Genomic DNA, 20,751 nt, shown 5'->3' with positions numbered 1-20,751 from the left:
CTTTCCAGGATGCCCCACGACTTTAGCCTCTGCCATGTATTAACTGGTGAAATAAGGCGGGCGAGCGGGGAAGGAGGGGTGTCATGACGAGGGAAAACGAGCTCATCGGCACCCTGCCGTCCGGCTTCCGGTGGGGGGTCGGCAGCTCGGCGTACCAGATCGAAGGCGCGGTCGCCGAAGACGGACGAACACCGTCCATTTGGGACACCTACGCCCAGTCGCCGTGGTCGGTCGACAACGGCGACACCGGCGAGGTCGCCTGCGACCACTACCACCGGATGCCCGCCGACGTCGCGCTGGTGAAGGAACTCGGCGTCGACACCTACCGGTTCTCCGTTTCCTGGTCACGGGTGCAGCCGCGCGGGCGCGGCGGCGTCAACCCCGCCGGGATCGCCTTCTACGACAGGCTGGTCGACGAGCTGCTCAACAACGGCATCGATCCGTGGCTGACGCTGTACCACTGGGATCTGCCGCAGCACCTCGAAGACGCCGGCGGCTGGCCCGTGCGCGACACCGCTGTCCGTTTCGCCGACTACGCGATGCTCGTGTTCGAGCGGCTGAGCGACCGTGTCCGCCACTGGACCACGCTGAGCGAGCCGTGGTGCACGGCCATGCACGGGTACGTCCACGGGGTGATGGCGCCCGGCCGCCGGGACGCGAAGGCGGGCATGGCGGCGGCGCATCACCTGCTGCTCGGCCACGGCCTCGCCGTGCGGCGGATGCGGGAACTCGCGCCGTCCGGGACGAAGTTCGGCATCACGCTCAACCTGAGCACCGCGGACCCGGCCACCCCCAGCGAGGCCGACCGCGAGGCCGCCCGGTTCGAGGACGGGCTCGGGACGCGGTTCTACCTCGACGCGCTCGTGCACGGCCGGTACCCGGAAGACATCCTCGAAGATCTCGCGCGGCAGGGCATCCGCCTGCCGTCCGAACCGTGGGATCCGTCGATCATCGCCGCGCCGCTCGACTTCGTCGGCGTCGACTACTACTTCGGGTCGCGCTACTCCGGGGTGGAGGAGAACGGGAACGCGGTGGAGCACTTCGGGATGCCGTCGTTCCGCAAGGTGCCGTTCGGGGCGCCGTCGACGGTGCTGGGGTGGGAGATCCTGCCGCACAAGCTCACCGAACTGCTCGTCCGGATCAGCCGGGATTATCCCGGTTTGCCGCTTTACGTCACCGAAAACGGCGCCGCGTTCGCCGACGTCCCCGACGAGACCGGCTTCGTCCGCGACGAAGACCGCGCCGCGTACCTGTCCGCGCACATCGCCGCCACGGCCGCCGCACGGCAGGCGGGCGCGGACGTCCGCGGCTACTTCGCATGGTCCTTTTTGGACAGTTTCGAATGGGCCTACGGTTACGCCAAAAGGCTCGGCCTGGTGCGGGTCGACCGCGAGACGCAGGCGCGGACGATCAAGCAGAGCGGGCTGGCCTACCGCGACATCGTCGAGCGGGTCAAGAAGTCAGCGAACGGGCGATGATCGTCCGCTGGACCTCGGACGCGCCTTCGTAGATCCGCGGCGCCCGGACCTCGCGGTAGAGGTGTTCGAGCAGGTGCCCGCGCCGCAGCGCCCGCGCGCCGTGGATCTGCACGGCCGAGTCGACGACGTACTGGGCCGTCTCCGTGGCGAACAGTTTCGCCATCGCGGCGCGGCCGGCGAGGTTCGGCTCGCCCGCGTCTCGCGCGGCGGCCGCGGCGTAGACGAGCAGGCGCGACGCCTCGGTGCGGGTCGCCATCTCGGCGAGCGTGTGCGCCACGGTCTGCTGCCGCAGCAGCGGCCCGCCGAACGCGACCCGGGTCTGGGAATGGGCGACGGCGGCGTCGAGCGCGGCCTGCGCCATCCCGACGGCGAACGCGCCGACGCTCGGCCGGAACAGGTCCAGGGTCCGCATGGCGACGCCGAATCCGCGATCCGGTTCGCCGAGCAACTCCTCACGCTCGACCCGGACGCCGTCGAACACCAGCGTGCCGATGGGGTGCGGGCTGACCAGGTCGAGGTGCTCACCCGACAGTCCGGCGCGGTCGGCGGGGACGACGAACGCGGAGACGCCGCGCGAACCCGCTTCCCGGGTGGTGCGGGCGAAAACGCTGTAGAAGTCGGCCTCGGGAGCGTTGGAGATCCACATCTTCTCGCCGGTGAGGCGCCAGCCGTCGCCGTCAGGCTCGGCGAAGAGTTCCAGCGCCGCCGCGTCCGAGCCCGCGTTCGGCTCGGTGAGTGCGAAAGCGGCGACGGCGTCGCCGGCGGCCACGGCGGGGACCCACTTCGAGACCTGCGAATCCTGCCCCGATTGCAGCACCGGATACGTGCCCAAACCCTGCAGTGCCAGCGCTGTCTCGGCTTCGGTGCTCTGGCTCGCGAGCGATTCGCGCAGGATGCAGAGATCCGTCGCGGCGGCCTCCCGGCTCGGGCTGCCGACGTCGACACCGGGGAACAGGCGGGAGAGCAGGCCCAGCGCGCCCATCTCCTTGAGCAGCGGCCGGTTGACCGCGCCTTCGGTGCCGGATTCGGCCAGTGGGCGCAGTTTCTCGGCGCCCAGCCGCCGGACCTCAATGGCGAAAGCCTGCTGTTCCGGGCTCAGTGCGAAGGCGGTCATCGGTGGCTCCCAGGTCGCCAGCGGGCGTGCGCGGTACCGGATTCCCCCGAGCGCAACAGTTCCAGCCGCGGTTTCGGCCCGTCGGTGCGGCCGCCCTGCGGTTTCCGGCTGCCCGCCGCGTACTGCTTCGGCCACGGCATCGGGTAGTCCTGTTCGGCGGCGGCGTGCAGTGTCCACTGTGGATTGTAAAGATGGGTCCGGCCGAGCGCGCAAAGATCCGCGCGGCCCGCCAGGATGAGGGAATTGACGTCGTCGTAGGAGGAGATCGCGCCGACGGCGATCACCGCGACCCCGTACTCACGCCCGATCTCGTTGCGGATCCGGTCGGCGTACGGCGTCTGGTAGCTGCGGCCGTATTCGGGTTTCTCCTCGCTGACGACCTGACCGGTCGACACGTCGATGCCATCCGCGCCGTGCTCGGCGAACGCGCGGGCGATCTCGACGGCCTCGTCGACGTCGATCCCGCCGTCGTGCCAGTCGGTGGCGGAGATGCGGACCGTTATCGGCCGGTCCGCGGGCCATGCCGCGCGGACGGCGTCGAAGACTTCGAGAGGGAACCGCAGCCGGTTCTCCAGAGAGCCGCCGTATTCGTCGGTGCGCCGGTTCGTCAGCGGGGAGAGGAACGACGACAGGAGGTAGCCGTGCGCGCAGTGGAGTTCGAGGAGGTCGAACCCGGCGCGCGCGGCGGCACGGGCGGATTCCGCGAACTGGTCGCGGATTTCCGCCAGTTCGGGGACCGTGAGCTCGCGCGGGGTCTGGTTCGCCTCGGTGTACGGGATCGCGGACGGGCCGCAGATCTCCCAGTTGCCCTCCGGCAGCGGCTGGTCGATGCCGTCCCACATCAGTTTCGTCGAGCCCTTGCGCCCGGAATGACCGAGCTGGACACCGATCCGCGCGGGGGTGTTGCCGTGGACGAAGTCGGTGACCCTGGTCCAGGCTTGTTCCTGCTCGGAGGTGTACAGCCCGCCGCAGCCGGGGGTGATCCGGCCGGTTTCGGAGACGCAGACCATCTCCGTCATCACCAGGCCGGCACCGCCGAGCGCCTTGCTTCCCAGGTGCACCAGGTGGAAATCGGTCGGGACGCCGTCTTCGGAGGAGTACATGTCCATCGGCGAGACGACGACACGGTTCGGCAGATCCAGGTTCCCGATCCGGAACGGCTGGAACATCGGCGGCCGGACCTCGGAGTCCAAAGTGGACGCCAGCCAGGTGTCCAGTTCGGCGGCGAATTCGGGGTCGCGCAGCCGGAGGTTGTCGTAGGTGACGCGGCGGCTGCGGGTGAGGATGTTGAACGCGAACTGCGCCGGATCCTGATGGGTGTACTGCCCCATGTTCTCGAACCATTCCAGGCTCGCCTGGGCGGCGCGCTGGGTCGAGGTGACGACGGGGCGGCGTTCGGCTTCGTACGCCCGCAGCCCACTGTCCATATCGGACTGTTCGTGCAGGCAGGCGGCGAGCGCGAGCGCGTCCTCCATGGCGAGTTTCGTGCCGGAGCCGATGGAGAAGTGCGCCGTGTGCGCGGCGTCGCCGAGCAGGACGACGTTCTCGTGCCGCCAGCTCGCGCAGCGCACGGTGGCGAACGCGGTCCACTTCGAGTTGTTGGCGAACACCTGGTGATCGCCGAGGACGTCCGCGCACAGTTCGCGGATGACCTCGATCGACTTCTCGTCGCTTTCGCCCGGCGCCAGCGAGGTCGCGGCGATTTCGCCGAACGCGCGCTGCCAGACGTCCTCGTGCAGTTCGAGGATGAACGTGCTCGCCGTGTCGCTGTACGGGTAGCCGTGGATCTGCATGATCCCGTGCGGGGTTTCGAGCACGTGGAACTTGAAGGCGTCGAAGACCAGGTCCGTGCCGAGCCAGATGTACTTGCAGCGCCTGGTCTGCAGGCTCGGCCGGAAGCTCTCGGCGAGGGCGTTGCGGGTCGGCGAGTTGACGCCGTCCGCCGCGACGACGAGGTCGTACTCGGCGCTCGCCTCGGCCGCGCTCGGCGCCTCGGTGTGGAACCGCACGTCCACGCCCAGCTCCGCGCAGCGTTCCTGGAGGAGGCCGAGCAGCCGTTTGCGGCTCATCGCGGCGAACCCGTGCCCGCCCGAGGTGTGCACCGTGCCGCGGAAGTGGACGTCGATGTCGTCCCAGCGCGCGAACTCGCGCCGCATGGCGGCGTGGATCACCGGATCGGCGTGCTCGATCCCGCCGAGGGTCTCGTCGGAGAACACCACCCCGAACCCGAACGTGTCGTCGGGTGCGTTGCGCTCCCAGACGGTGATCTCGTGATCGGGATGGAGCTGTTTCGCCAGCGTGGCGAAGTAGAGCCCCGCCGGGCCGCCGCCTAACACCGCGATACGCACTCGCCCAGGGTATGTCGCGGTATGTACGACCGTCAACGATACGGGATATGCTGACCCGTATGGAGCGCATCAACCCGCCCGAGCTCGGCCGCCCCTCCGGCTTCTCGCACGCTGTCGCGGCGAGCGGACGGTTCGTCTTCCTCGCCGGTCAGACGGCGTTGGACGAGGAGAACCGCATCGTCGGCGACGGTGTGGTCGAGCAGTTCGAACGCGCGCTGTCCAACCTGCTCACCGCGTTGCGCGCGGCGGGCGGGAAGCCGGCGGACCTGTGCAGCGTGACCATCTACATCGTCGACATGGACGACTACAAGGCCCACGCGCGCGAGATCGGCGCGGTGTGGAAGCGGCTCGCCGGGAGCGAGTACCCCGCGATGGCGGGGATCGGCGTCAGCCGGCTTTGGGACGTCGAAGCCCTGGTCGAGGTGCAGGGCTTCGCTGTGGTTTAAAGCGTGCGTGAGACGTGCGCGGCGGCGGCCTCGCCCAGTCGCGAGTGCAGCGTGAAGAACAGGTCCGCGGCCCGGATCCCGGCCCAGCCCGGCGGCAGCAGTTCGGCGGGCAGGCCGGGGTCGAGGTAGGGCAGGCGCCGCCAGTCGGTCAGCACCCGGACGTAGTCGGCGAAAGCCTCGGCCTCGTCCGTCGTCTTGCGCCGCTGCCAGCGCCGGAGCGCGGACGCGTGCTCGTCGAGGAAAGCGGTGTACAGCGTTTCGAGCTGGTCGAGGTCCCACCAGTCGCGGATCTTCTCCCGCACGTCGCCGAACGCGAGATGCTCGGCGTGGAAGAGATCGGCGTACCCTTCCAGTCCGAGCCGCCGCAGCATGTCGGAGGTCGCGTCACGCAGATGCGACGGCGCGATCCAGACGCCGGACGACGCGGTCCCGAAACCGAGCCGGGCGAGCTGCGTGCGAAGAACATGCCTTTTGTGCCTTTCGGCCTCCGGGACGGAGAACACCGCGAGCAGCCAGCCGTCGCCGGGGGTGGCGCGTTCGCGGCGGAAGATCCGCTCGTCGCCTTCGCGCAGGATCGCCAGCGCGGTTTCGGAAAGTTCGTATCCGGCCGCCCCGTTCCGCCGGACCGCGGAAAGGATCCCGCGCCGTTTCAGCCGGGAGATCGACGACCGGACGGCGGGTTCCTCGACGTCCACGCCCGCCAGCAGGTCGATCAGGGAACGGACCGAAAGCCAGCCGCCCTCACCGCGCGAATAGAGGCCGTACACGGTCACGATCAACTGGCGCGGTTGCGCCGTTCGCCCCGCGCCGTCGACTTCGGTTGTCTCCGACACGGCCGTCACCCGGTCACCATACAACGCCGATGAGCGCACATTTCGGCCGTGACCGAAGCGTTCCGCACTTAGCGTCACGGGATGGAGAATCCGCTGATCGAAGCCCCCGTCCCGCCGGTGCCCCAGGACGTCGAGCCGGGTGGCGTCCGGTGGTTGCGGGCGACCGTCGCCCGGTTCAGCCGCCCGGAGGACCACACCCGGCGGAGGGCGCTCGTGCTCACCGCGCTCGCGCCGATGGGGTCCTTGCGGGAGAAGGCTTTCGCGTGCACCAAGGCGATGGAGGACGAGCCTGTGGAGCGGATCCTGTGGACGGTCCCGGTCGCCGTCCTGGCCGCCGAACTGGGTTTGCCGGACGTTTCCCGCGACATCGCAACGGTTTCCGCGAGTTATCACCCGCACACCGAAACCGGGCCCGACGCCGAAGAAGCCATGCGACGGCTGATCGAGGCCTGCGGCGGTGACGTCGACGAGCGGGCGGCCGCGCGGATCGGGCTCCTGGTGCAGGCCTGCGACGCGACGGCCAAGTTGCTCGGCAAGGCCCTGGCCGCGCACCGGCCCGGCGAGGACGCCGCGAGCCTGCTCGACCGGGTCCTGCGCGAGGACCCGCCGGTCCGGATCACCCGAAGGTGGGTCAACGGTGCTGTGGTCGAGGTGGACCTGACGGAACGGCCATTCGGAGCAGGGCCCAAGAAATGCCCGGGACAGGCGCACGCGCTGGGTGTGGCCGCGGGAATTCTCGACGCCCTCCTGTGCTAATACTTACCCCGGCAATCCGGAACTGGGGAGATTTTCGATGCTGTATTTCAATGGCTTATTCGGCGTTATCACCCTCGGCCTGTGGATCTTCTGCATCGTCGACGTGATCACCACGGACGAGGGATCGTGTCGCAACCTGCCCAAGACCATGTGGCTGTTGCTGGTGCTGATCGTCCCGCTCGTCGGCTCCATCGTCTGGCTCGTCGCCGGTCGCCCGCAGCACGCCGCCCGAGCCCCGCGCGGCCGCTACGAACGTGAGTCGCCGGCGTTCCCGGAGTACGACCGGCCGGGCCGCTTCGCCGCGACGAGCGCCGATGACGACGAGGAATTCCTGCGCAAGTGCCGCGAACGCGCCGAAGCGCAGCGCCGCAAGGCCCGCGAGGACTGACGTAACCTCGGCGAGAAGATCGACACTGGAGGACGAATGACCGATCCGCTGGACTGGAACCGGAACATCATCAAGGAATTCCGTGAGAACGAGGGGAAGGTGGGCGGCCCGTTCGAGGGCGGCGCGCTGCTCCTGCTCACCACCACGGGGGCGAAGAGCGGCGAGCCGCGCACCTCACCACTCGCGTTCGGCGAGGATGACGGCCGGTACGTCATCGCCGCGTCGTACGCCGGGTCCGACAAGAACCCGGCCTGGTACCACAACATCGTGGCGAACCCGAAGGTCACCATCGAGATCGGCACGGAGAAGTTCGAAGCGACCGCGACGGTCGTGCTCGAAGACCGCGCCGAGCGTGACCGTCTTTACGCCAAGCTGGTCAGCGTCATGCCGGGCTTCGCCGACTACGAGAAGAAGACCGATCGGGTGATCCCGGTCGTCACGATCTCGCGCTGAGTCAGCGCGCGCCGCTGGGGGCTTCGACGACGCTCGGCGCCTTGAGTTCGGCCTCGGCCGCACGCAGTGCCTTGCGCTCCTGGCGGCGCGCGATCAGCTTCTTGCCGACGAGGATCATCGGCTGCTCCACCCAGCGGTGGATCAGGTCCGCGATCCCGAGCCCGACCGCGAACACGGTCAGCGCGCTGATCATCCGGTGTTCGCCCAGCGGCGGGATGGCCGCGACCACGGCGAAGTGCACCGGCCCCTGCAGCAGGTAGAGCGAGTACGAGCGCTCACCGACGAACCGCATCACCCTGGTCGCCAGCAGCCAGCGCAGCGGCCCCGGCGAGACCAGCACGACCAGCAACATCGCCGAGAGCAGGCCGTAGGCGATCAGCAGGCCCAGGTTGCTGCCGGTCTCCCACCACAGGCTTTCCATGTTGACGTGCAGCAGGGCGAACGCGCCGAACACCGGGATCGCCGCGAGTGGGTGGGTCAGCGGTTTGATCACCGCGTAGGACCGGCGGTAGTGCATCGCGATCGCCAGCACGCAGCCGATCAGCAGGATCGCGTAGTGCACCGTCGACCGGTAGATCGGCACCTGCGGCCCGTTGAGCACCCAGCCGCTGGTGACCCCGACCAGCCCTGCCATCAGCGCGAACGCGGCGAACGCCAGCGCGAGCTTGCGCCAGGCCGCGGCCAGGCCGACGGCACCCGCGACCACCAGCAGGAACGGCCAGACCAGGTAGAACTTCTCCTCGATGCCCAGCGTCCAAGAGCCGCTGAAGAAGTTGTCCGGGCCGTTCGGCGTGCTGCCGGGCAGGAACTCGTTGAAGAAGGTCAGGTAGTACTTCAGCGCGTGCGGGAGCTCGCGGGTGAAGAACTCGCCGCGCAGCCACACGAAGACGACGATCCCGCCGAGGATCACCAGGTAGGGCGGCAGGATCCGGAACACCCGGCGCAGGTAGAACGCCGAAAGCGAGATCCGGCCTGTCCGGTCCTGCTCACGCAGCAGCAGCGTCGTGATCAGGAACCCGGACAGCACGAAGAAGATGTAGACACCGACCCAGCCGGAAAGCCAGCTCCACTTCGGACCCGCGAAGTGGAAGAGGATCACGATGGTGGCCGCGATCGCGCGCAGCCCGTCGAGCGCGGGGAACCGACGCATGGCGAGGAACTCGTCATGGTCCAAAGTGCGCACAGTGCCCCCTGATGGCGGTATCGGCCCGGAAGTATACGGGTGCCGCCCACTGCGCCTTCGCCCCGGATGGACGCCCTCGATCAGCGAATTCCGGAGATCACCCAGCGTCACGCGCCGGTTCGACGTTGTGCGTCAGCCGGAAACGGTTCGCCGGGTCGACGGCCGCCTTGACCTCGGCGAGACGCCGCAGGTCCGCGGGGGAGTACACCTTGGACGCTTCCTCGGACGCGCCGCTCTCGCCGTAGACGAAGGTCAGCAGTTTGCCCGTCGACCAGGGTTTCAGGACGTCGAACAGCTTCCCGTGGGCGGCGTTGATCTCGGCGGGCGAGGCGTCGTCCACTACGGACAGTGTCCGCACGGTGAAGCCGGCTTCGCGGTCCCAGCCGACCCCGGGGTGCTCGGGCTGGTCGGACAGCGCGCCGCCGAGGAGGTCCAGCAGGACCACGGTCGGCACCGGGGCGCCCGGTCCGGCGTGTTCGAGGATCGCGTCGAGCATCGTGTCATTGAGTTCGGACACGGTGACGTTGTCGGCGCGGTAGCCGTGCGGGAACGGCGGCTCGTTCGCGATCTTGCCCGATTCGGTGAACGGGATCTCGGCGAGTGTGTCGGCCAGCGGTTCGGCGGCGGCGCGCAGCGGGGCGACCAGGCGTTCGCCCTCGGCGGCGTCGCCGAGATAGGCGATCCGGATCTGCGCGACATGCTGCCCGCGCAGCGGCTCGGGCACCATCGGCAGGTCCGGCATCGGGACCATGCCCAGCGACGACGTCATCTCGCGCGGCATCTCGGCCGCCCAGTCGCGCCAGGCGCGGAGCACCGTGGCCAGTGATCCGGTGCCGAACTGGAGGCTGCCGCCGTACAGCCGGGTGACCGGGACGAGCCGGAATTCGAGCGCGGTGACGATCCCGAAGTTGTCGCGGCCGCCGCGCAGCGCCCAGAACAGGTCCTGTTCGGTGTCCGGGGTGGCTCGGCGGAGTTCGCCGTCGGCGGTCACGACCTCGATCGCGGTCACCTGGTCGGCGGCCAGGCCGTACTTGCGGCCGAGCAGGCTGAACCCGCCGCCGAGGGTGTAGCCGACGACGCCGACGCCGGGGAAGGAACCGCTCAGCGGCGCCAGCCCGTGCTCGGCGGCCGCTTCGATGACCGCACCCCAGCGCACGCCCGCGTCGACCCGTGCGATCCCCTCGTCGATCCGGATCCCGGTCATCCGGTGGGTGGTGATCAGCACGCCGCCCTCGAAGGGGACGCCCACGCCGTGCCCGGTCGACTGGACGGCGATCGGGAGGTCGTGCTCGCCGGCGTAACGGACGGCCTCGACGACGTCGGCGGCCGAAGCGGCGGCCACGATGACGTCGGGACGACGGGGCACGGCGGTCTGGAAGCCGGCGAGTTCGTTGTCGTAACCGGAGTCGCCGGAGCGGAGCATTGTGGTCATGACACCAGTTTGAGCCCGATCCGGCCAGAAGTCCAAGATCTGGTTTGTCTGGCAACTATAATCATCGGTTATGGAACTGCGTCAGCTCGAATACTTCGTCGCGGTGGCCGAGGAAGCGAACTTCACCCGGGCCGCCGAGCGGCTGCACGTCGCGCAGCCCGGGGTCAGCGCCCAGATCCGCCGTCTCGAACGCGAACTCGGCCAGCCGCTGCTCGACCGGTCGGCCAGGGCGGTGCGGCTCACCGAGGTCGGTGCCGCCGCGCTGCCGCACGCGCGGGCCGCGCTCGCCGCCGTCGCCGGGGTGCGGCAGGCGGTCGACGACCTCACCGGGCTGGTCCGCGGCCAGGTCGCGATGGGCATGGTGTCCTCGCGCGGTCCGGTCAACCTGCCGGATCTGCTCGCGCGCTTCCACGAACGTCATCCCGCCGTGGACATCACGCTCGCCGAGGCGACCTCCGACGTCCTGCTCGCCGGTGTCGCCGACGGCCGGTTCGACATCGCGCTGATCGGCGTCTCCGGCGAGCCGCCGCCGGGGATCGGTCTCGAGGTCGTCCTCGACGAACCGCTCGTCGCCGTCTCCGGGCCGGAGGATCCGCTCACCGCGCACGCCACGATCACGCTGTCGGAGCTGGAAAGCCGCTCGCTGGTCAGCCTGCCGAAGGGCACCGGCATGCGCGCGATCGTCGACGCGGCCTTCCTCGCCGACAGCGTCCAGCCGAGGGTGACGCTGGAGGCGGGCGACCCGAACGTCGTCGCCCAGCTGGTCGGGCGCGGGCTCGGCGTCGCCGTGGTGCCGATGTCGCTGGCGACGCACTACACGGAACTGCACGCCATGGAGATCACGCGGCCGGCCGGGCTGCGGGCGAAACTGGCGCTGGCCTGGCGGACGGAGGGGCCGGTCAGCCCCGCCGCCCGCGTGTTCGTCAGTCAGGCGCGGGCGCTGCTCGCGCTTTGAGCCTCCGTGTTGTGAGTTGCCACAGCGAGGTCACCTCCCGCGCGCGGGCGTCGTGCAGCGGATCGCCCGGATCGGTGGCGCGCGGATGTCTCGGCCGGATGTCCTGCCTGCCGCGTACTTCGAGGCCGGACCGCTCGAACGCGGCGAGGAGCTGCTCGCGCGTACGCAGGCCCAGGAGTTCGGCGAGGTCGGAGAGGATCAGCCAGGCCTCCCCGCCGGGGGCGAGATGCCGGGGCAACCGGTCCAGGAACGCGTGCAGCATCCGGCTTCCCGGGTCGTAGACGGCGCGTTCGAGCGGGGTGTGCGCCCGGGCGGGCAGCCAGGGCGGATTGCAGACGACCAGCGGCGCGCGGCCGGGCGGGAACAGGTCCGCCTCAAGGGTTTCGAGGCCGCCGAAACCGAGGCGTTCGAAGTTCTCGCGCGCGCAGGCGAGCGCGCGGGGCTCGTTGTCCGTCGCCACCACTCGTTCGACGCCGCGATGGGCGAGGACAGCGGCGAGCACGCCGGTCCCGGTGCCGATGTCGAACGCCAGTTCCCTCGTGGGTAACGGAGTTCTCGCCACCAGATCGACGTACTCGCCGCGGACGGGGGAGAAGACCCCGTGGTGCGGATGGATCTTCGCGCCGAGCGCCGGGATTTCGACGCCCTTCACCCGCCATTCGTGCGCGCCGACGACGCCGAGCAGTTCGCGCAGCGACACCAGCGCCGGGCTTTCGGAAGGTCCGTAGACCTCGGCGCAGGCCACCCGCACGTCGGGTCCGCGCCGGAGTGGCAGGACGTGCCCGGGATCCAGCGGGACCAGCAGCCTGCCGAGGATCCGCGCCCGGCGCGCCTGATGGTTCCGCTGGTCCTGGAAGGGTTTCCCGGCCGCTGTGCCGCAGCGACGGGACATCGCGGAGAGAAGGTTCCGCGCGTTCGGGAAGTCGCCGTGCCAGGCGAGACCGGTGCCGGCCGCGGCGAGCCGGAAAGCCTCGTCGGCGGTGGTCCCGTCGTCGATGGTGACGACGGTTCGAGGCGGTGAAGCGGAGACGGTGGTCAGCCAGCGCCGACCACCGTCCTTTAAGGACAGGGGGTTCATGGTTTCCGTTCCTGTTTCCGCCCGCGGCGAAGAGACCCCGCGGGCGTTGCTCCGTGGGGGGCGATTTCAGGAACGGCGGCTAGTGGACCGCCGCGGCATGAACCGGTGTCGACACGGACCCGAGTTTACCGGAACTCGCCGGCGTGCTCGGCCGCCCAGACCTCGAAGTCCAGTCCCGGCCTGCCGGTGACGTCCTGGACGGTCGAGGTGACCGGGCCCGGTGCCGTCAGCAGGCCCCGCATCCCGCCCAGCATGGTGTCGACGACGAAGTCCGGCATCTTCGTGAGCAGGGCCGCTCGCGCTTCTTCGACCGGGATCTCCTCCCAGCGCGCCGGACGGCCCGCGGCCTCGCCGATGATCCGCACCTGCTCGATCTGCGTCATCGACCGTGTGCCGGTGAGCGAGTACTTCGCCCCCGCGTGCCCGTCACCGGTCAGCGCCTCGACGGCCACCGCGGCCATGTCCTTCTCATGGATCAGCGGCATCGACGCCTCGCCGTACGCGCCGCGGACGACACCGTCCGCACGGATCGCGGGCGCCCAGCCGAGGGTGTTGGCCGCGAATCCGTGCGGCCGCAGGAAAGTCCATTCCACGCCCGCCGCTTCGATCGCCTCCTCGACGGTGCGATGCCAGGCGCCGATGGCGTTGTCCTGCTCTGTCAAGGAATCGTCGACGGCGCCCGAGGAAAGGAACACCACGCGCTTCACCCGCTCGCCGAGCAGTGACACGGTGGGCACCAGTGCTTCGGCGGATCCGGCGAGCATCAGGAACACCGTGTCGACGCCGTCGAGCGCCGGCGCGATCGTTTCGGGTTTCGTCAGGTCGCCGCGGACACCGTCCGGCGGCGGGTTCCGGCTCAGCGGCCGGACCGGGACGTCCCCTGCCCGCAATTGGGCGACTACCTGCGAACCGACGTTGCCCGTCGCTCCGGCGACCAGGATCGGCTTCATGCCGCCACCGCCGAGAAGACCGGGCGGTACCGCTTGACCGACCCACCCGACATCCCAGGGTAGGTCTGCACCTTCTTCCACACGTCCGTCGTGCCGATGCCGTTCGCGCCAGGGGCCGCGAGCGCGGCGAGATGAGCTTCGACGCTGGTCCATTCGGCGTAGTTCAGCACCCGGGTTCCGTCGGCGCTCACGTGGAAGAAGCCCGAGATCCCGCCTTCCGGCCGCGCGGGCTCCGACGCCAGCGCTTCGAAAACGAGGTCGATCCAGTCGCGTTGCCGTCGTTCGTCGGGCCCTTCGAATTCGACCGAGACGACCACGAGCACGCCGGGCGTCCCCTCGCCGCGCTGCCCGCGGTAGAGGCGGTACACCGGTGCGCCTTCGAGGTTCTCGATCGCGTCTTCGCTGGTCCACTGCTCGTAGGTGAAGGCGCCGTCGTGGCCGACGCCCTCGTAGGCGGTGAAGGAAACGAGCCCGTCGTGGCTTTCGAACGCCCTCCGCGCCGCGTCGGCGTCCGGCCATTCCCGCGCCACCGCGACCGTCGCCTCGTTCGGCGTCGGCCACTGTTCCTTGTGGATGGTCATCTCGGAGGTCCCCTGTGCTGTCATGCCTCCAGCATGAAACTTAAACAAGGGTTCAAGTCAAGCTAAGCTGGGGCGCATGTCCGAACTGCCGTCCGAACTCACCATCGGGGAGCTGTCGCGGCGCAGCGGGGTCGCCACCTCCGCCCTGCGGTTCTACGAGCGTCAAGGCCTCATCAGCAGCAGGCGGACCAGCGGAAACCAGCGCCGCTACCCCCGCACCACGCTCCGCCTGGTCGCTTTCGTCCGCGCGTCGCACCACCTCGGCATCCCACTGGAGGTGATCGGCGGCGTGCTCGACCTCCTGCCGGAGGGCGCCGCGCCGGATCACGAATTCTGGCGGCGCGCCTCCGCCTGCTGGAGCGCGGAACTCAACAAGCGCATCGAGCAACTGGAGTGCATGCGCGACCGGTTCACCGAATGCATCGGCTGTGGCTGCCTGTCCTTCGATCAGTGCGTGCTGGTCAACCCCGGTGACTTCCTCGCGGCGAAGGGGCCTGGCGCGGCCCGGCTGATCACGGACTGACGACGGCCAGTTTCCTTTCCAGCAAACGGCGTTCGGCGTCGTTCCCCGCCAGCCGGATCGCCGTTTCGTAGGCCCGCGCCGATTCCGCCTGCCGGTCGAGCCGGTGCAGCAGATCGGCGCGGATGGCGTGGTAGAGATGGTATTCCTCCAGCTCCAGGCCGTCGATCACGGCGAGCGCCGCCTGCGGGCCGTCCACTTCGGCCACCGCGACGGCGCGGTTGAGCGCGACGATCGGGGTCGGGTTCATCGTCAGCAGCAGGTCGTAAAGCTGGACGATCTGCGGCCAGTCCGTGCTTCCCGGGTCGGCGGCGTCGCTGTGGACGGCGTTGATCGCCGCCTGGATCTGGTACGGCCCAGGCTGGTTTCGCCGTAGGCAGCCGCGGACGAGCTCCTGGCCTTCAGCGATCAGCTCGCGGCTCCACCGTGACCGGTCCTGGTCCGCCAGCAGCACGACGTCGCCGTCCGCGCCGGTGCGGGCGGCCCGGCGGGATTCGGTGAGCAGCATCAGCGCCAGCAGCCCGGTGGCCTCCGGTTCGTCGGGCATGAGACCGGTCAGCAGCCTGCCGAGCCGGATCGCCTCGGCGCACAGGTCCTCCCGCACCAGGCGTTCGCCCGAACTGGCCGTGTAGCCCTCGTTGAACACGAGGTAGATCACGGCGAGCACCGAACGCAGCCGATCCGGCAGGTCGGCGTCTTCCGGGACGCGGTAAGGGATCTTCGCGTCGCGGATCTTGCCCTTCGCGCGGACCAGCCGCTGCGCCATCGTCGTTTCGGGGACGAAGAACGCGTGCGCGATCTCGCCGGTGGTCAGCCCGCCCAGCAGTTTCAGCGTCAGCGCGACCTGCGCGGTGACGGCCAGCGCGGGGTGGCAGCAGGTGAAGACCAGTCGTAGGCGATCGTCGCGCACAGGTCCCTCCTCGGCTGGTTCGTCACCGGCGCTCATCAGCGCGGCTTGGGCGTGTTTGTCGTCGCGCGCGGCTTCCCGGCGCAACTTGTCGATGCCCTTGTTGCGGGCGGTCGTGATGATCCAGCCCGCCGGGCTCGGCGGCAGACCGGTGGACGGCCACCGGTCCACCGCCGCGGCGAAGGCGTCCTGGACCGCGTCTTCGGCGAGGTCGATGCTGCCGAAGACGCGGACCAGGACAGCCACCGAGCGGCCGTACTCCTGGGTGAAGACCCGGCCGATCTCTTCGGTGGTCAGACGCACGAAGGGCCTTCTTCGCCCTGGAACGGCCGGACCTCGACGGGCAGGTAGGTGATCTCGGTGACCCGGCGGCCCCATTCGAGCGCGGCGTCCAGATCCGGTGCCTCGACGATGGTGAACCCGCCGAGATGCTCCTTGCCCTCGGCGTACGGGCCGTCCGTCATCGCGATCTCGCCGTTCTCCTTGGCCCGCAGCACGGTCGCCGTGGTCGGCGGGTGCAGCCCGCCGGCGAACACCCAGGCGCCCGCGGCCTTCATCTCCTCGTTCAGCGCCTGGATCTTGCGCGCGATCGGCTCGAGGAACTCCGGCGGCGGCGTGGGACCGTCGGGCTGGTACAGGCTGATCAGGTACTGGGTCATGGCGTCCTCCTGAAGTCGAAGCGGCTTGTCACCCCCTATACGAAGGGGCGTCCCGCCGATTCGACAGTGGCGCGGAAATTTTCTTCCGAGCACATCTTCGCAGGTCAAACGGAGGTCAGCCGGCAACCGGGGCGGGACAGGTCGATTCGCGATCCCTTGGTCAGGCAGGCGGAGATCCGATAGACCTGCTGGCCGTAGCTGCGGCCCTTCAGCGCGGTCACGGTCCCGTCCTTGCCGACCTCGCACGGGTTGCCCTCGGTGCATCGCCCGCCGTCACGGTTATGGGTGTTGTTGATGCCCGCGACCGTCTTCGCGTCGGGGGTCAGGAGTGCCGAGCCGGAGTAGCCGGGCCCGCTCACGCACGTGTCGCTCGGGGCGTAGCGGACCGCGCCGTCCTGCTGGTATCCGGCCTCGCGCAGATGCGGCACCACGGCCTCCACCGTGCACTGCGGACGGCTGCTGGAGTAGGACATGAGCAGCCTGTCACCGGTGCGCATCGGGGCGGTGGCCAGCCGGAAGACCTTCGCGCCTTCCCTGGCCAGTTGCGCGTAGGTCTTGTCCAGCCGGTACAGCGCGATGTCGGTGCCCGTCATCGTCGCGTAGACCAGCCGGGTGGCGCGAGCGGTGGCCTTCGGATAGCCGTCCCGGCCGGCGATGGTGACCGGGCGCGGCAGGTCGGCGGGCCGATCGACCAGGGCCGTCCCCGGTGCGGGGCGCCCGCTCGGCACGCAATGGCCGTTGGTCAGCGCCAGCGCCGGGTCTTCGGGACGCGCGGTGGCGGCGCGCACCACCGAGCCTTTGCAATCGCCCACCTCGGCGGTGCCTTCCACGTTCGGGCCGGGGTCGTCCGGGGGTACGTCGCTTCCGGTCACGATGCCGTTGATCCAGGAGGAGTTCTTCGCGACGTCGGTGTACATGTCGGGGAAGTCGGCACCCCTGATGCCGGGGCCGATGACCGTCCCGGCCAGTGCCCAGTCGTCGCCGGACCGGACCAGCGCGGGGCCTCCGGAGTCCGTCGTCCCCGGCCCGACGGGAGGATCGGCGCGGCCGACGCACAACGGCAAGGTGTGCCCGTCGTCGTCCCAGCACCGGTCGAGCGGCACCACCTCGGTGTCCGCTTCGCGCAGCTTGCCGGGAAAGCACTTCGGGTCCTTGAAGTCGTCGCAGGAGGTCCCGGCCGCGCCCCAGCCGAGGATGCGGGCGGGTGTGCCGACGGCGGGCGTGGCCCCGGCGAGCCGGACGGGCTGGGCGAGCACGGGATCACGCAGGTGCACCAGCGCGAGATCCTCGCCGGGAGGGTTGTAGGAGAGGTGGCGGCGGTAGAACTTGTCGACGTCGGTGACCTCGCCCCCGGTGGTGGTGTCCAGTGAACCGACACGGACCTTCCAGCCTCGGGGGACCCCGGCCGTCGCGCCGTTCGGGGTGTTGGCGCAGTGGCCCGCGGTGACCGCCCACTGGGGCGCGACGAGCACCGCGCCGCATCGGTGCCCGTCCGGGCGGGGCGAGTCGTACTGGAGCGAGACCATGAACGAATACGGCCGGGTGGACTCGGTGCCGCCGATGACGGCCGACGCGGGGACCGCGCCCGCCGTCGTCACGGTCAGCGCGAGCCCGGTCATCAGCGTGATGGATCGGAAACGGATACGCATGCCGATCACGGTGGCCGGGCCGTGTCCGCGGAACGCGTTCAACCGGTAACAGTTTCGTTCCCTGGTACTGCCGGACCCAGGTTGAGCAGGCCGTGCCACCTCTCCTCGCCGACCGGTTACCTGGACTTCAGAACGAGAGTCCACAGAGGAGAGACGAACATGACGAACACTTCGGCGCCGCACTCGGGCAGGGTCGCCGTCATCACCGGCGCGTCCAGCGGGATCGGCGAGGCGACCGCGCGGCGGCTCGCGGCCTCCGGTGCGGCGGTCGCGCTCATCGCCCGGCGCGCGGACCGGCTGGAAACGCTCGCCAAGGAGATCGACCAGGACGGCGGTACCGCGCTCGTGCTCGCGGCCGACGTCGCCGACGCCGAGGCGATGCGGGCCGCCGCGGCCGAGGTCGAGGCGAAACTGGGCCGGGCGGACCTGCTGTTCAACAACGCCGGCGTGATGCTGGCGGCACCGATCGACGAACTCGCGACCGGTGACTGGCAGCGCATGATCGACGTCAACATGACGGGCCTGATGAACACGATCGGCGCGTTCGTCCCGCATCTGGTCGCTTCGGCGGGCGAAAAGGGCGTCGCCGACCTGGTGAACACGTCGTCCATCGGAGCGCAGGCGATCTTCCCGTCCTTCGCCGTGTACGTCGCTTCGAAGGCGTACGTGACGCACCTGTCGAAGAACCTCCGTGCCGACCTCGGCCCGAAGGGTGTGCGCGTCGCGGCGATCGAGCCCGGTCTGGTCGAGACCGAGCTACAGGGCCACGTCACCGACGCGGGTGCGCTGGAGTGGCTGGACGGCGTGCGCGAAACGCTGACCTGGCTGAAGCCCGGCGACATCGCCGAGACGGTGGCGTTCCTGACCTCGCTGCCGGCGCGGGTGAACCTGCAGCAGGTCACCGTCATGCCCACCGCGCAGGTCTGACCTGGTTCAGGGGAACAGGATCCGGGCGATCGCGCGGGCGGCGGTGTCCGGATCCTCGAGGTGCTCGGCACGCAGCGCGCCGGTGAGCCACAGGTTCGCGAAACCGTGCATCAGCGACCACGCGGCGACTCCCGCCATCGCGTCGTCGCTGACCGACGACGCGCCGCCGGTCAGCAGGAGACCCGCGCGATCGCGGGCGGCGGCCAGCGCGGGGTCGTCCTGGCGCTGGAGTTCGGGGCGGAACATCACCTCGAAATGCGCGCGATGCTCGATCGCGAACCGCACGTAGGCCACCCCGACTTCGACGAAGTCCCGCTCGCCCTCGGCGGCGAGCGCGTCCGCGAGCAGGTCGAACCCCTCGGCGGCCAGCGCGGTGAGCACCCCGGCCTTGTCGCCGAAATGGTGCACCGGCCCGGCGTGTGAGACGCCCGCGCGTCGGGCGAGGTCGCGGAGGCTGATCCCGGCCGGACCGTGTTCGGTGATGGCCGCGACGGCGGCGTCGAGCACGGCCCGGCGAAGGTCGCCGTGGTGGTACGGACTCATGCGGATGAATCTAGTCATTGACAAGATGGCCCGCAAGAGCGCATCTTGTCAGTGGAAAGTTTCGCTGCTCGGAAGGCATGGTCATGGATCCCGGTCTCGTCCCCGTACTGATGCTGGTCGCCGTCACGGCGGCGTTGTTCTTGCTGGGAGCCGCCGGTGTCCGGCGGCTGAAGCCCTGGCCGGTGGCCGTGCGCGGCGGTGTCGCGGCACTGTTCGTCACGACCGGGCTCGCGCATTTCATCGGCATGCGCGACGAACTCGTCGCGATGGTGCCGCCCGCGTTGCCCGCGCCCGAGCTGCTGGTCACCGTCACCGGCGTCCTCGAACTGGCGGGCGCCGTGGGAGTGCTGTCGTCACGCACGGCGCCGTGGGCGGCAGGTGGGCTGACGCTCCTGCTGCTGGGGATGTTCCCGGCGAACGTGTACAAGGCGCTGCACGGGCCGGTGACGTCGATGATGGACGAACTGGTGCCGCGGAGCCTGATGCAGGTGGTGTTCCTGGTCGCGACCGGGGCACTGGTGGTGTATTACGCGCGTACACCGAACAGACCCTTTGCCCAAAGGAGACCTTAAGTCTTCCCCAAGTTCGGGACCCGTCGTTGAAAACGGCCCTACCATCTGAGAATGAAGATCTCATTGTGGATCGGATTCTGTGGGCTGTGCATCCTCGCTGGACACATGCTTCTCGGCGCTGTCGGTGTCGTACTGCTGATGAGCTGCCTTCCGGCGGGGCGCGATCACGAATCCGGTGACAGAACAGGGAAAACGCCCGCGCGGCTGGCCTGAAGAAAGACGTCAGCCCAAGGTGCTCGCGAAAGCGAGCGCGCCCAGAACCGGAACGGCGATAGCGGTGAACAGTACCGTCCGTCGACTCGGTTTGGGACTTTCCGGTAACGCGCCGATTCCGGCCGGTACCAACGCGACACAAAGCCCGGCGGTGCCGATGATCGACACGATTTCGGTGCCCTTCAACACGCCGAGCGGAAGAAGCCCCATCGTCGCCAACCCGATCGACTGGACGACGCCGAGCGCTTTCGTGCGATAAGTGGCGAAGGCGAGCACGTACCAGCCGAACATGATGGTGAACGACAGGAAACTGAACAGATGCAGGTCCTGGTACGACTCGCTGACCACGCTCTCGGCGAACCCGGCGCCACGCCGCTCGGCGAGTCCCAGCGCGGCGTGATCGATCCCGGCGTGAAAGGTCCGTTCGAAGAGTCCAATAAGGACAGACATGCCCGCCCAGGCAGCCAGCGCCGGATTCGCTCGGCCGATCTTCGTGGCGAGTGCGATGATCGCGGGCCACAACAGGACGTTGCCCGCCAGGAAACACGTGTACGCGGCTGTCATCAGCGCCGGATGATCGCTCATGGCCTTGAGCTGGTCCGGGAAGAAGAAGTTGAACTGCGACCGCAGCAGCGTTCCGGTGAGCAGAAGGATCGGGCCGAGGATCATCGAGACCGCGGCGACGCGGCGGCCAGGGAAGACGTAGTCGGTTTCCATGCCGCTGAGCCTGCCGATCGGGGCGGCTGCCCGGATCGGCTCAGGGGCT

General features: G+C 69.5%; 23 protein-coding genes. 10 read left to right on the top strand and 13 right to left on the bottom strand.

Annotated features, from left to right (window positions below; translation table 11 throughout):
• The first annotated feature begins 83 nt into the window (after positions 1-83).
• Complete coding sequence (locus tag ACFOSH_RS18545) at positions 84-1,478, top strand: GH1 family beta-glucosidase (RefSeq protein ID WP_378240194.1); 1,395 nt, start codon at positions 84-86, stop codon at positions 1,476-1,478.
• On the opposite strand, the gene ACFOSH_RS18540 is transcribed toward ACFOSH_RS18545, so the two are convergent.
• Together ACFOSH_RS18540 and ACFOSH_RS18535 are read right to left on the bottom strand one after the other, a co-directional pair.
• Entirely contained in the window at positions 1,453-2,592 is a 1,140-nt protein-coding gene (locus ACFOSH_RS18540; protein WP_378240193.1) for an acyl-CoA dehydrogenase family protein, read from the bottom strand. The genes ACFOSH_RS18545 and ACFOSH_RS18540 overlap by 26 nt on opposite strands.
• On the bottom strand, positions 2,589-4,940 hold the full coding sequence (locus tag ACFOSH_RS18535) for a bifunctional salicylyl-CoA 5-hydroxylase/oxidoreductase (protein WP_378240192.1): 2,352 nt from the start codon (positions 4,938-4,940) through the stop codon (positions 2,589-2,591). Before ACFOSH_RS18535 ends, ACFOSH_RS18540 begins: the two co-directional genes overlap by 4 nt.
• Positions 4,941-4,987: 47 nt before the next feature.
• Between ACFOSH_RS18535 and ACFOSH_RS18530 the strand changes: the two genes are divergently transcribed.
• Positions 4,988-5,386: a RidA family protein gene (locus ACFOSH_RS18530; protein WP_378240191.1), complete on the top strand. Its 399-nt coding sequence runs from the start codon at positions 4,988-4,990 to the stop codon at positions 5,384-5,386.
• Here ACFOSH_RS18530 and ACFOSH_RS18525 read toward each other — a convergent pair.
• Entirely contained in the window at positions 5,383-6,228 is an 846-nt protein-coding gene (locus ACFOSH_RS18525; protein WP_378240189.1) for a PaaX family transcriptional regulator, read from the bottom strand. The genes ACFOSH_RS18530 and ACFOSH_RS18525 overlap by 4 nt on opposite strands.
• Before the next feature lie 72 nt (positions 6,229-6,300).
• Here ACFOSH_RS18525 and ACFOSH_RS18520 point away from each other — a divergent pair, with 72 nt between their 5' ends.
• The 3 genes from ACFOSH_RS18520 to ACFOSH_RS18510 are packed head-to-tail and all read left to right on the top strand — an operon-like array spanning position 6,301 to position 7,816.
• Positions 6,301-6,975: an oxidoreductase gene (locus ACFOSH_RS18520; protein WP_378240188.1), complete on the top strand. Its 675-nt coding sequence runs from the start codon at positions 6,301-6,303 to the stop codon at positions 6,973-6,975.
• A gap of 37 nt (positions 6,976-7,012) precedes the next feature.
• Entirely contained in the window at positions 7,013-7,363 is a 351-nt protein-coding gene (locus ACFOSH_RS18515; protein ID WP_378240186.1) for a PLDc N-terminal domain-containing protein, read from the top strand.
• Positions 7,364-7,399: 36 nt separating this feature from the next.
• Positions 7,400-7,816 (top strand): nitroreductase family deazaflavin-dependent oxidoreductase, encoded by a 417-nt coding sequence (locus ACFOSH_RS18510; RefSeq protein WP_378240184.1) that lies wholly within the window; start codon positions 7,400-7,402, stop codon positions 7,814-7,816.
• Between the two features lies 1 nt (position 7,817).
• Here ACFOSH_RS18510 and ACFOSH_RS18505 read toward each other — a convergent pair whose 3' ends face one another.
• Positions 7,818-8,999 (bottom strand): acyltransferase family protein, encoded by a 1,182-nt coding sequence (locus tag ACFOSH_RS18505; RefSeq protein ID WP_378240183.1) that lies wholly within the window; start codon positions 8,997-8,999, stop codon positions 7,818-7,820.
• A 97-nt stretch (positions 9,000-9,096) separates the two neighbouring features.
• Positions 9,097-10,431, bottom strand: coding sequence for an FAD-binding oxidoreductase (locus ACFOSH_RS18500; RefSeq protein ID WP_378240181.1), 1,335 nt, complete (start codon positions 10,429-10,431; stop codon positions 9,097-9,099).
• Positions 10,432-10,501: 70 nt separating this feature from the next.
• On the opposite strand from ACFOSH_RS18500, the gene ACFOSH_RS18495 reads away from it, so the two are divergent.
• A complete protein-coding gene (locus ACFOSH_RS18495; protein WP_378240180.1) occupies positions 10,502-11,386 on the top strand; it encodes a LysR family transcriptional regulator in 885 nt (294 codons plus the stop codon).
• On the opposite strand, the gene ACFOSH_RS18490 is transcribed toward ACFOSH_RS18495, so the two are convergent.
• The 3 genes from ACFOSH_RS18490 to ACFOSH_RS18480 form a co-directional block, all read right to left on the bottom strand.
• Positions 11,355-12,464, bottom strand: a complete 1,110-nt coding sequence (locus tag ACFOSH_RS18490; protein WP_378240179.1) for a methyltransferase — start codon at positions 12,462-12,464, stop codon at positions 11,355-11,357. The two genes, ACFOSH_RS18495 and ACFOSH_RS18490, sit on opposite strands and share 32 nt — an antisense overlap.
• Before the next feature lie 125 nt (positions 12,465-12,589).
• Positions 12,590-13,414 (bottom strand): SDR family oxidoreductase, encoded by an 825-nt coding sequence (locus tag ACFOSH_RS18485; protein ID WP_378240178.1) that lies wholly within the window; start codon positions 13,412-13,414, stop codon positions 12,590-12,592.
• Positions 13,411-14,019 carry a hypothetical protein gene (locus tag ACFOSH_RS18480; protein WP_378240177.1) on the bottom strand — a complete coding sequence of 203 codons (609 nt, stop codon included), beginning with the start codon at positions 14,017-14,019 and terminating at the stop codon, positions 13,411-13,413. Before ACFOSH_RS18480 ends, ACFOSH_RS18485 begins: the two co-directional genes overlap by 4 nt.
• A gap of 52 nt (positions 14,020-14,071) precedes the next feature.
• Here ACFOSH_RS18480 and soxR point away from each other — a divergent pair, with 52 nt between their 5' ends.
• Positions 14,072-14,518, top strand: coding sequence for a redox-sensitive transcriptional activator SoxR (gene soxR / locus ACFOSH_RS18475; protein WP_378240176.1), 447 nt, complete (start codon positions 14,072-14,074; stop codon positions 14,516-14,518).
• Here soxR and ACFOSH_RS18470 read toward each other — a convergent pair.
• The 3 genes from ACFOSH_RS18470 to ACFOSH_RS18460 form a co-directional block, all read right to left on the bottom strand.
• On the bottom strand, positions 14,508-15,725 hold the full coding sequence (locus ACFOSH_RS18470) for an RNA polymerase sigma factor (protein WP_378240175.1): 1,218 nt from the start codon (positions 15,723-15,725) through the stop codon (positions 14,508-14,510). The genes soxR and ACFOSH_RS18470 overlap by 11 nt on opposite strands.
• Positions 15,716-16,081 (bottom strand): YciI family protein, encoded by a 366-nt coding sequence (locus tag ACFOSH_RS18465; RefSeq protein WP_378240174.1) that lies wholly within the window; start codon positions 16,079-16,081, stop codon positions 15,716-15,718. The genes ACFOSH_RS18470 and ACFOSH_RS18465 overlap by 10 nt, the downstream gene beginning before the upstream one ends.
• A gap of 104 nt (positions 16,082-16,185) precedes the next feature.
• Positions 16,186-17,730 (bottom strand): trypsin-like serine protease, encoded by a 1,545-nt coding sequence (locus tag ACFOSH_RS18460; protein ID WP_378240173.1) that lies wholly within the window; start codon positions 17,728-17,730, stop codon positions 16,186-16,188.
• Between the two features lie 159 nt (positions 17,731-17,889).
• On the opposite strand from ACFOSH_RS18460, the gene ACFOSH_RS18455 reads away from it, so the two are divergent.
• Positions 17,890-18,657 (top strand): SDR family oxidoreductase, encoded by a 768-nt coding sequence (locus ACFOSH_RS18455; RefSeq protein ID WP_378240172.1) that lies wholly within the window; start codon positions 17,890-17,892, stop codon positions 18,655-18,657.
• 6 nt (positions 18,658-18,663) lie between these two features.
• On the opposite strand, the gene ACFOSH_RS18450 is transcribed toward ACFOSH_RS18455, so the two are convergent.
• Complete coding sequence (locus tag ACFOSH_RS18450) at positions 18,664-19,200, bottom strand: TetR/AcrR family transcriptional regulator (protein WP_378240171.1); 537 nt, start codon at positions 19,198-19,200, stop codon at positions 18,664-18,666.
• Between the two features lie 77 nt (positions 19,201-19,277).
• Between ACFOSH_RS18450 and ACFOSH_RS18445 the strand changes: the two genes are divergently transcribed.
• Both ACFOSH_RS18445 and ACFOSH_RS18440 read left to right on the top strand, forming a co-directional pair.
• The gene (locus ACFOSH_RS18445; RefSeq protein ID WP_378240170.1) at positions 19,278-19,772 is read left to right on the top strand and encodes a DoxX family protein; all 495 of its coding nucleotides are present in this window, start codon (positions 19,278-19,280) and stop codon (positions 19,770-19,772) included.
• 51 nt (positions 19,773-19,823) lie between these two features.
• Positions 19,824-19,985 (top strand): hypothetical protein, encoded by a 162-nt coding sequence (locus ACFOSH_RS18440; protein ID WP_157376423.1) that lies wholly within the window; start codon positions 19,824-19,826, stop codon positions 19,983-19,985.
• A gap of 9 nt (positions 19,986-19,994) precedes the next feature.
• On the opposite strand, the gene ACFOSH_RS18435 is transcribed toward ACFOSH_RS18440, so the two are convergent.
• Positions 19,995-20,702 (bottom strand): hypothetical protein, encoded by a 708-nt coding sequence (locus ACFOSH_RS18435; protein WP_378240169.1) that lies wholly within the window; start codon positions 20,700-20,702, stop codon positions 19,995-19,997.
• Positions 20,703-20,751: the final 49 nt, after the last annotated feature.

Source organism: Amycolatopsis speibonae, assembly GCF_042647925.1.
Classification (GTDB): Bacteria; Actinomycetota; Actinomycetes; order Mycobacteriales; family Pseudonocardiaceae; genus Amycolatopsis; species Amycolatopsis speibonae.
The sequence above is the reverse complement of the archived record's forward strand: the minus strand, read 5'-3'. Positions and strand labels throughout refer to the sequence as shown.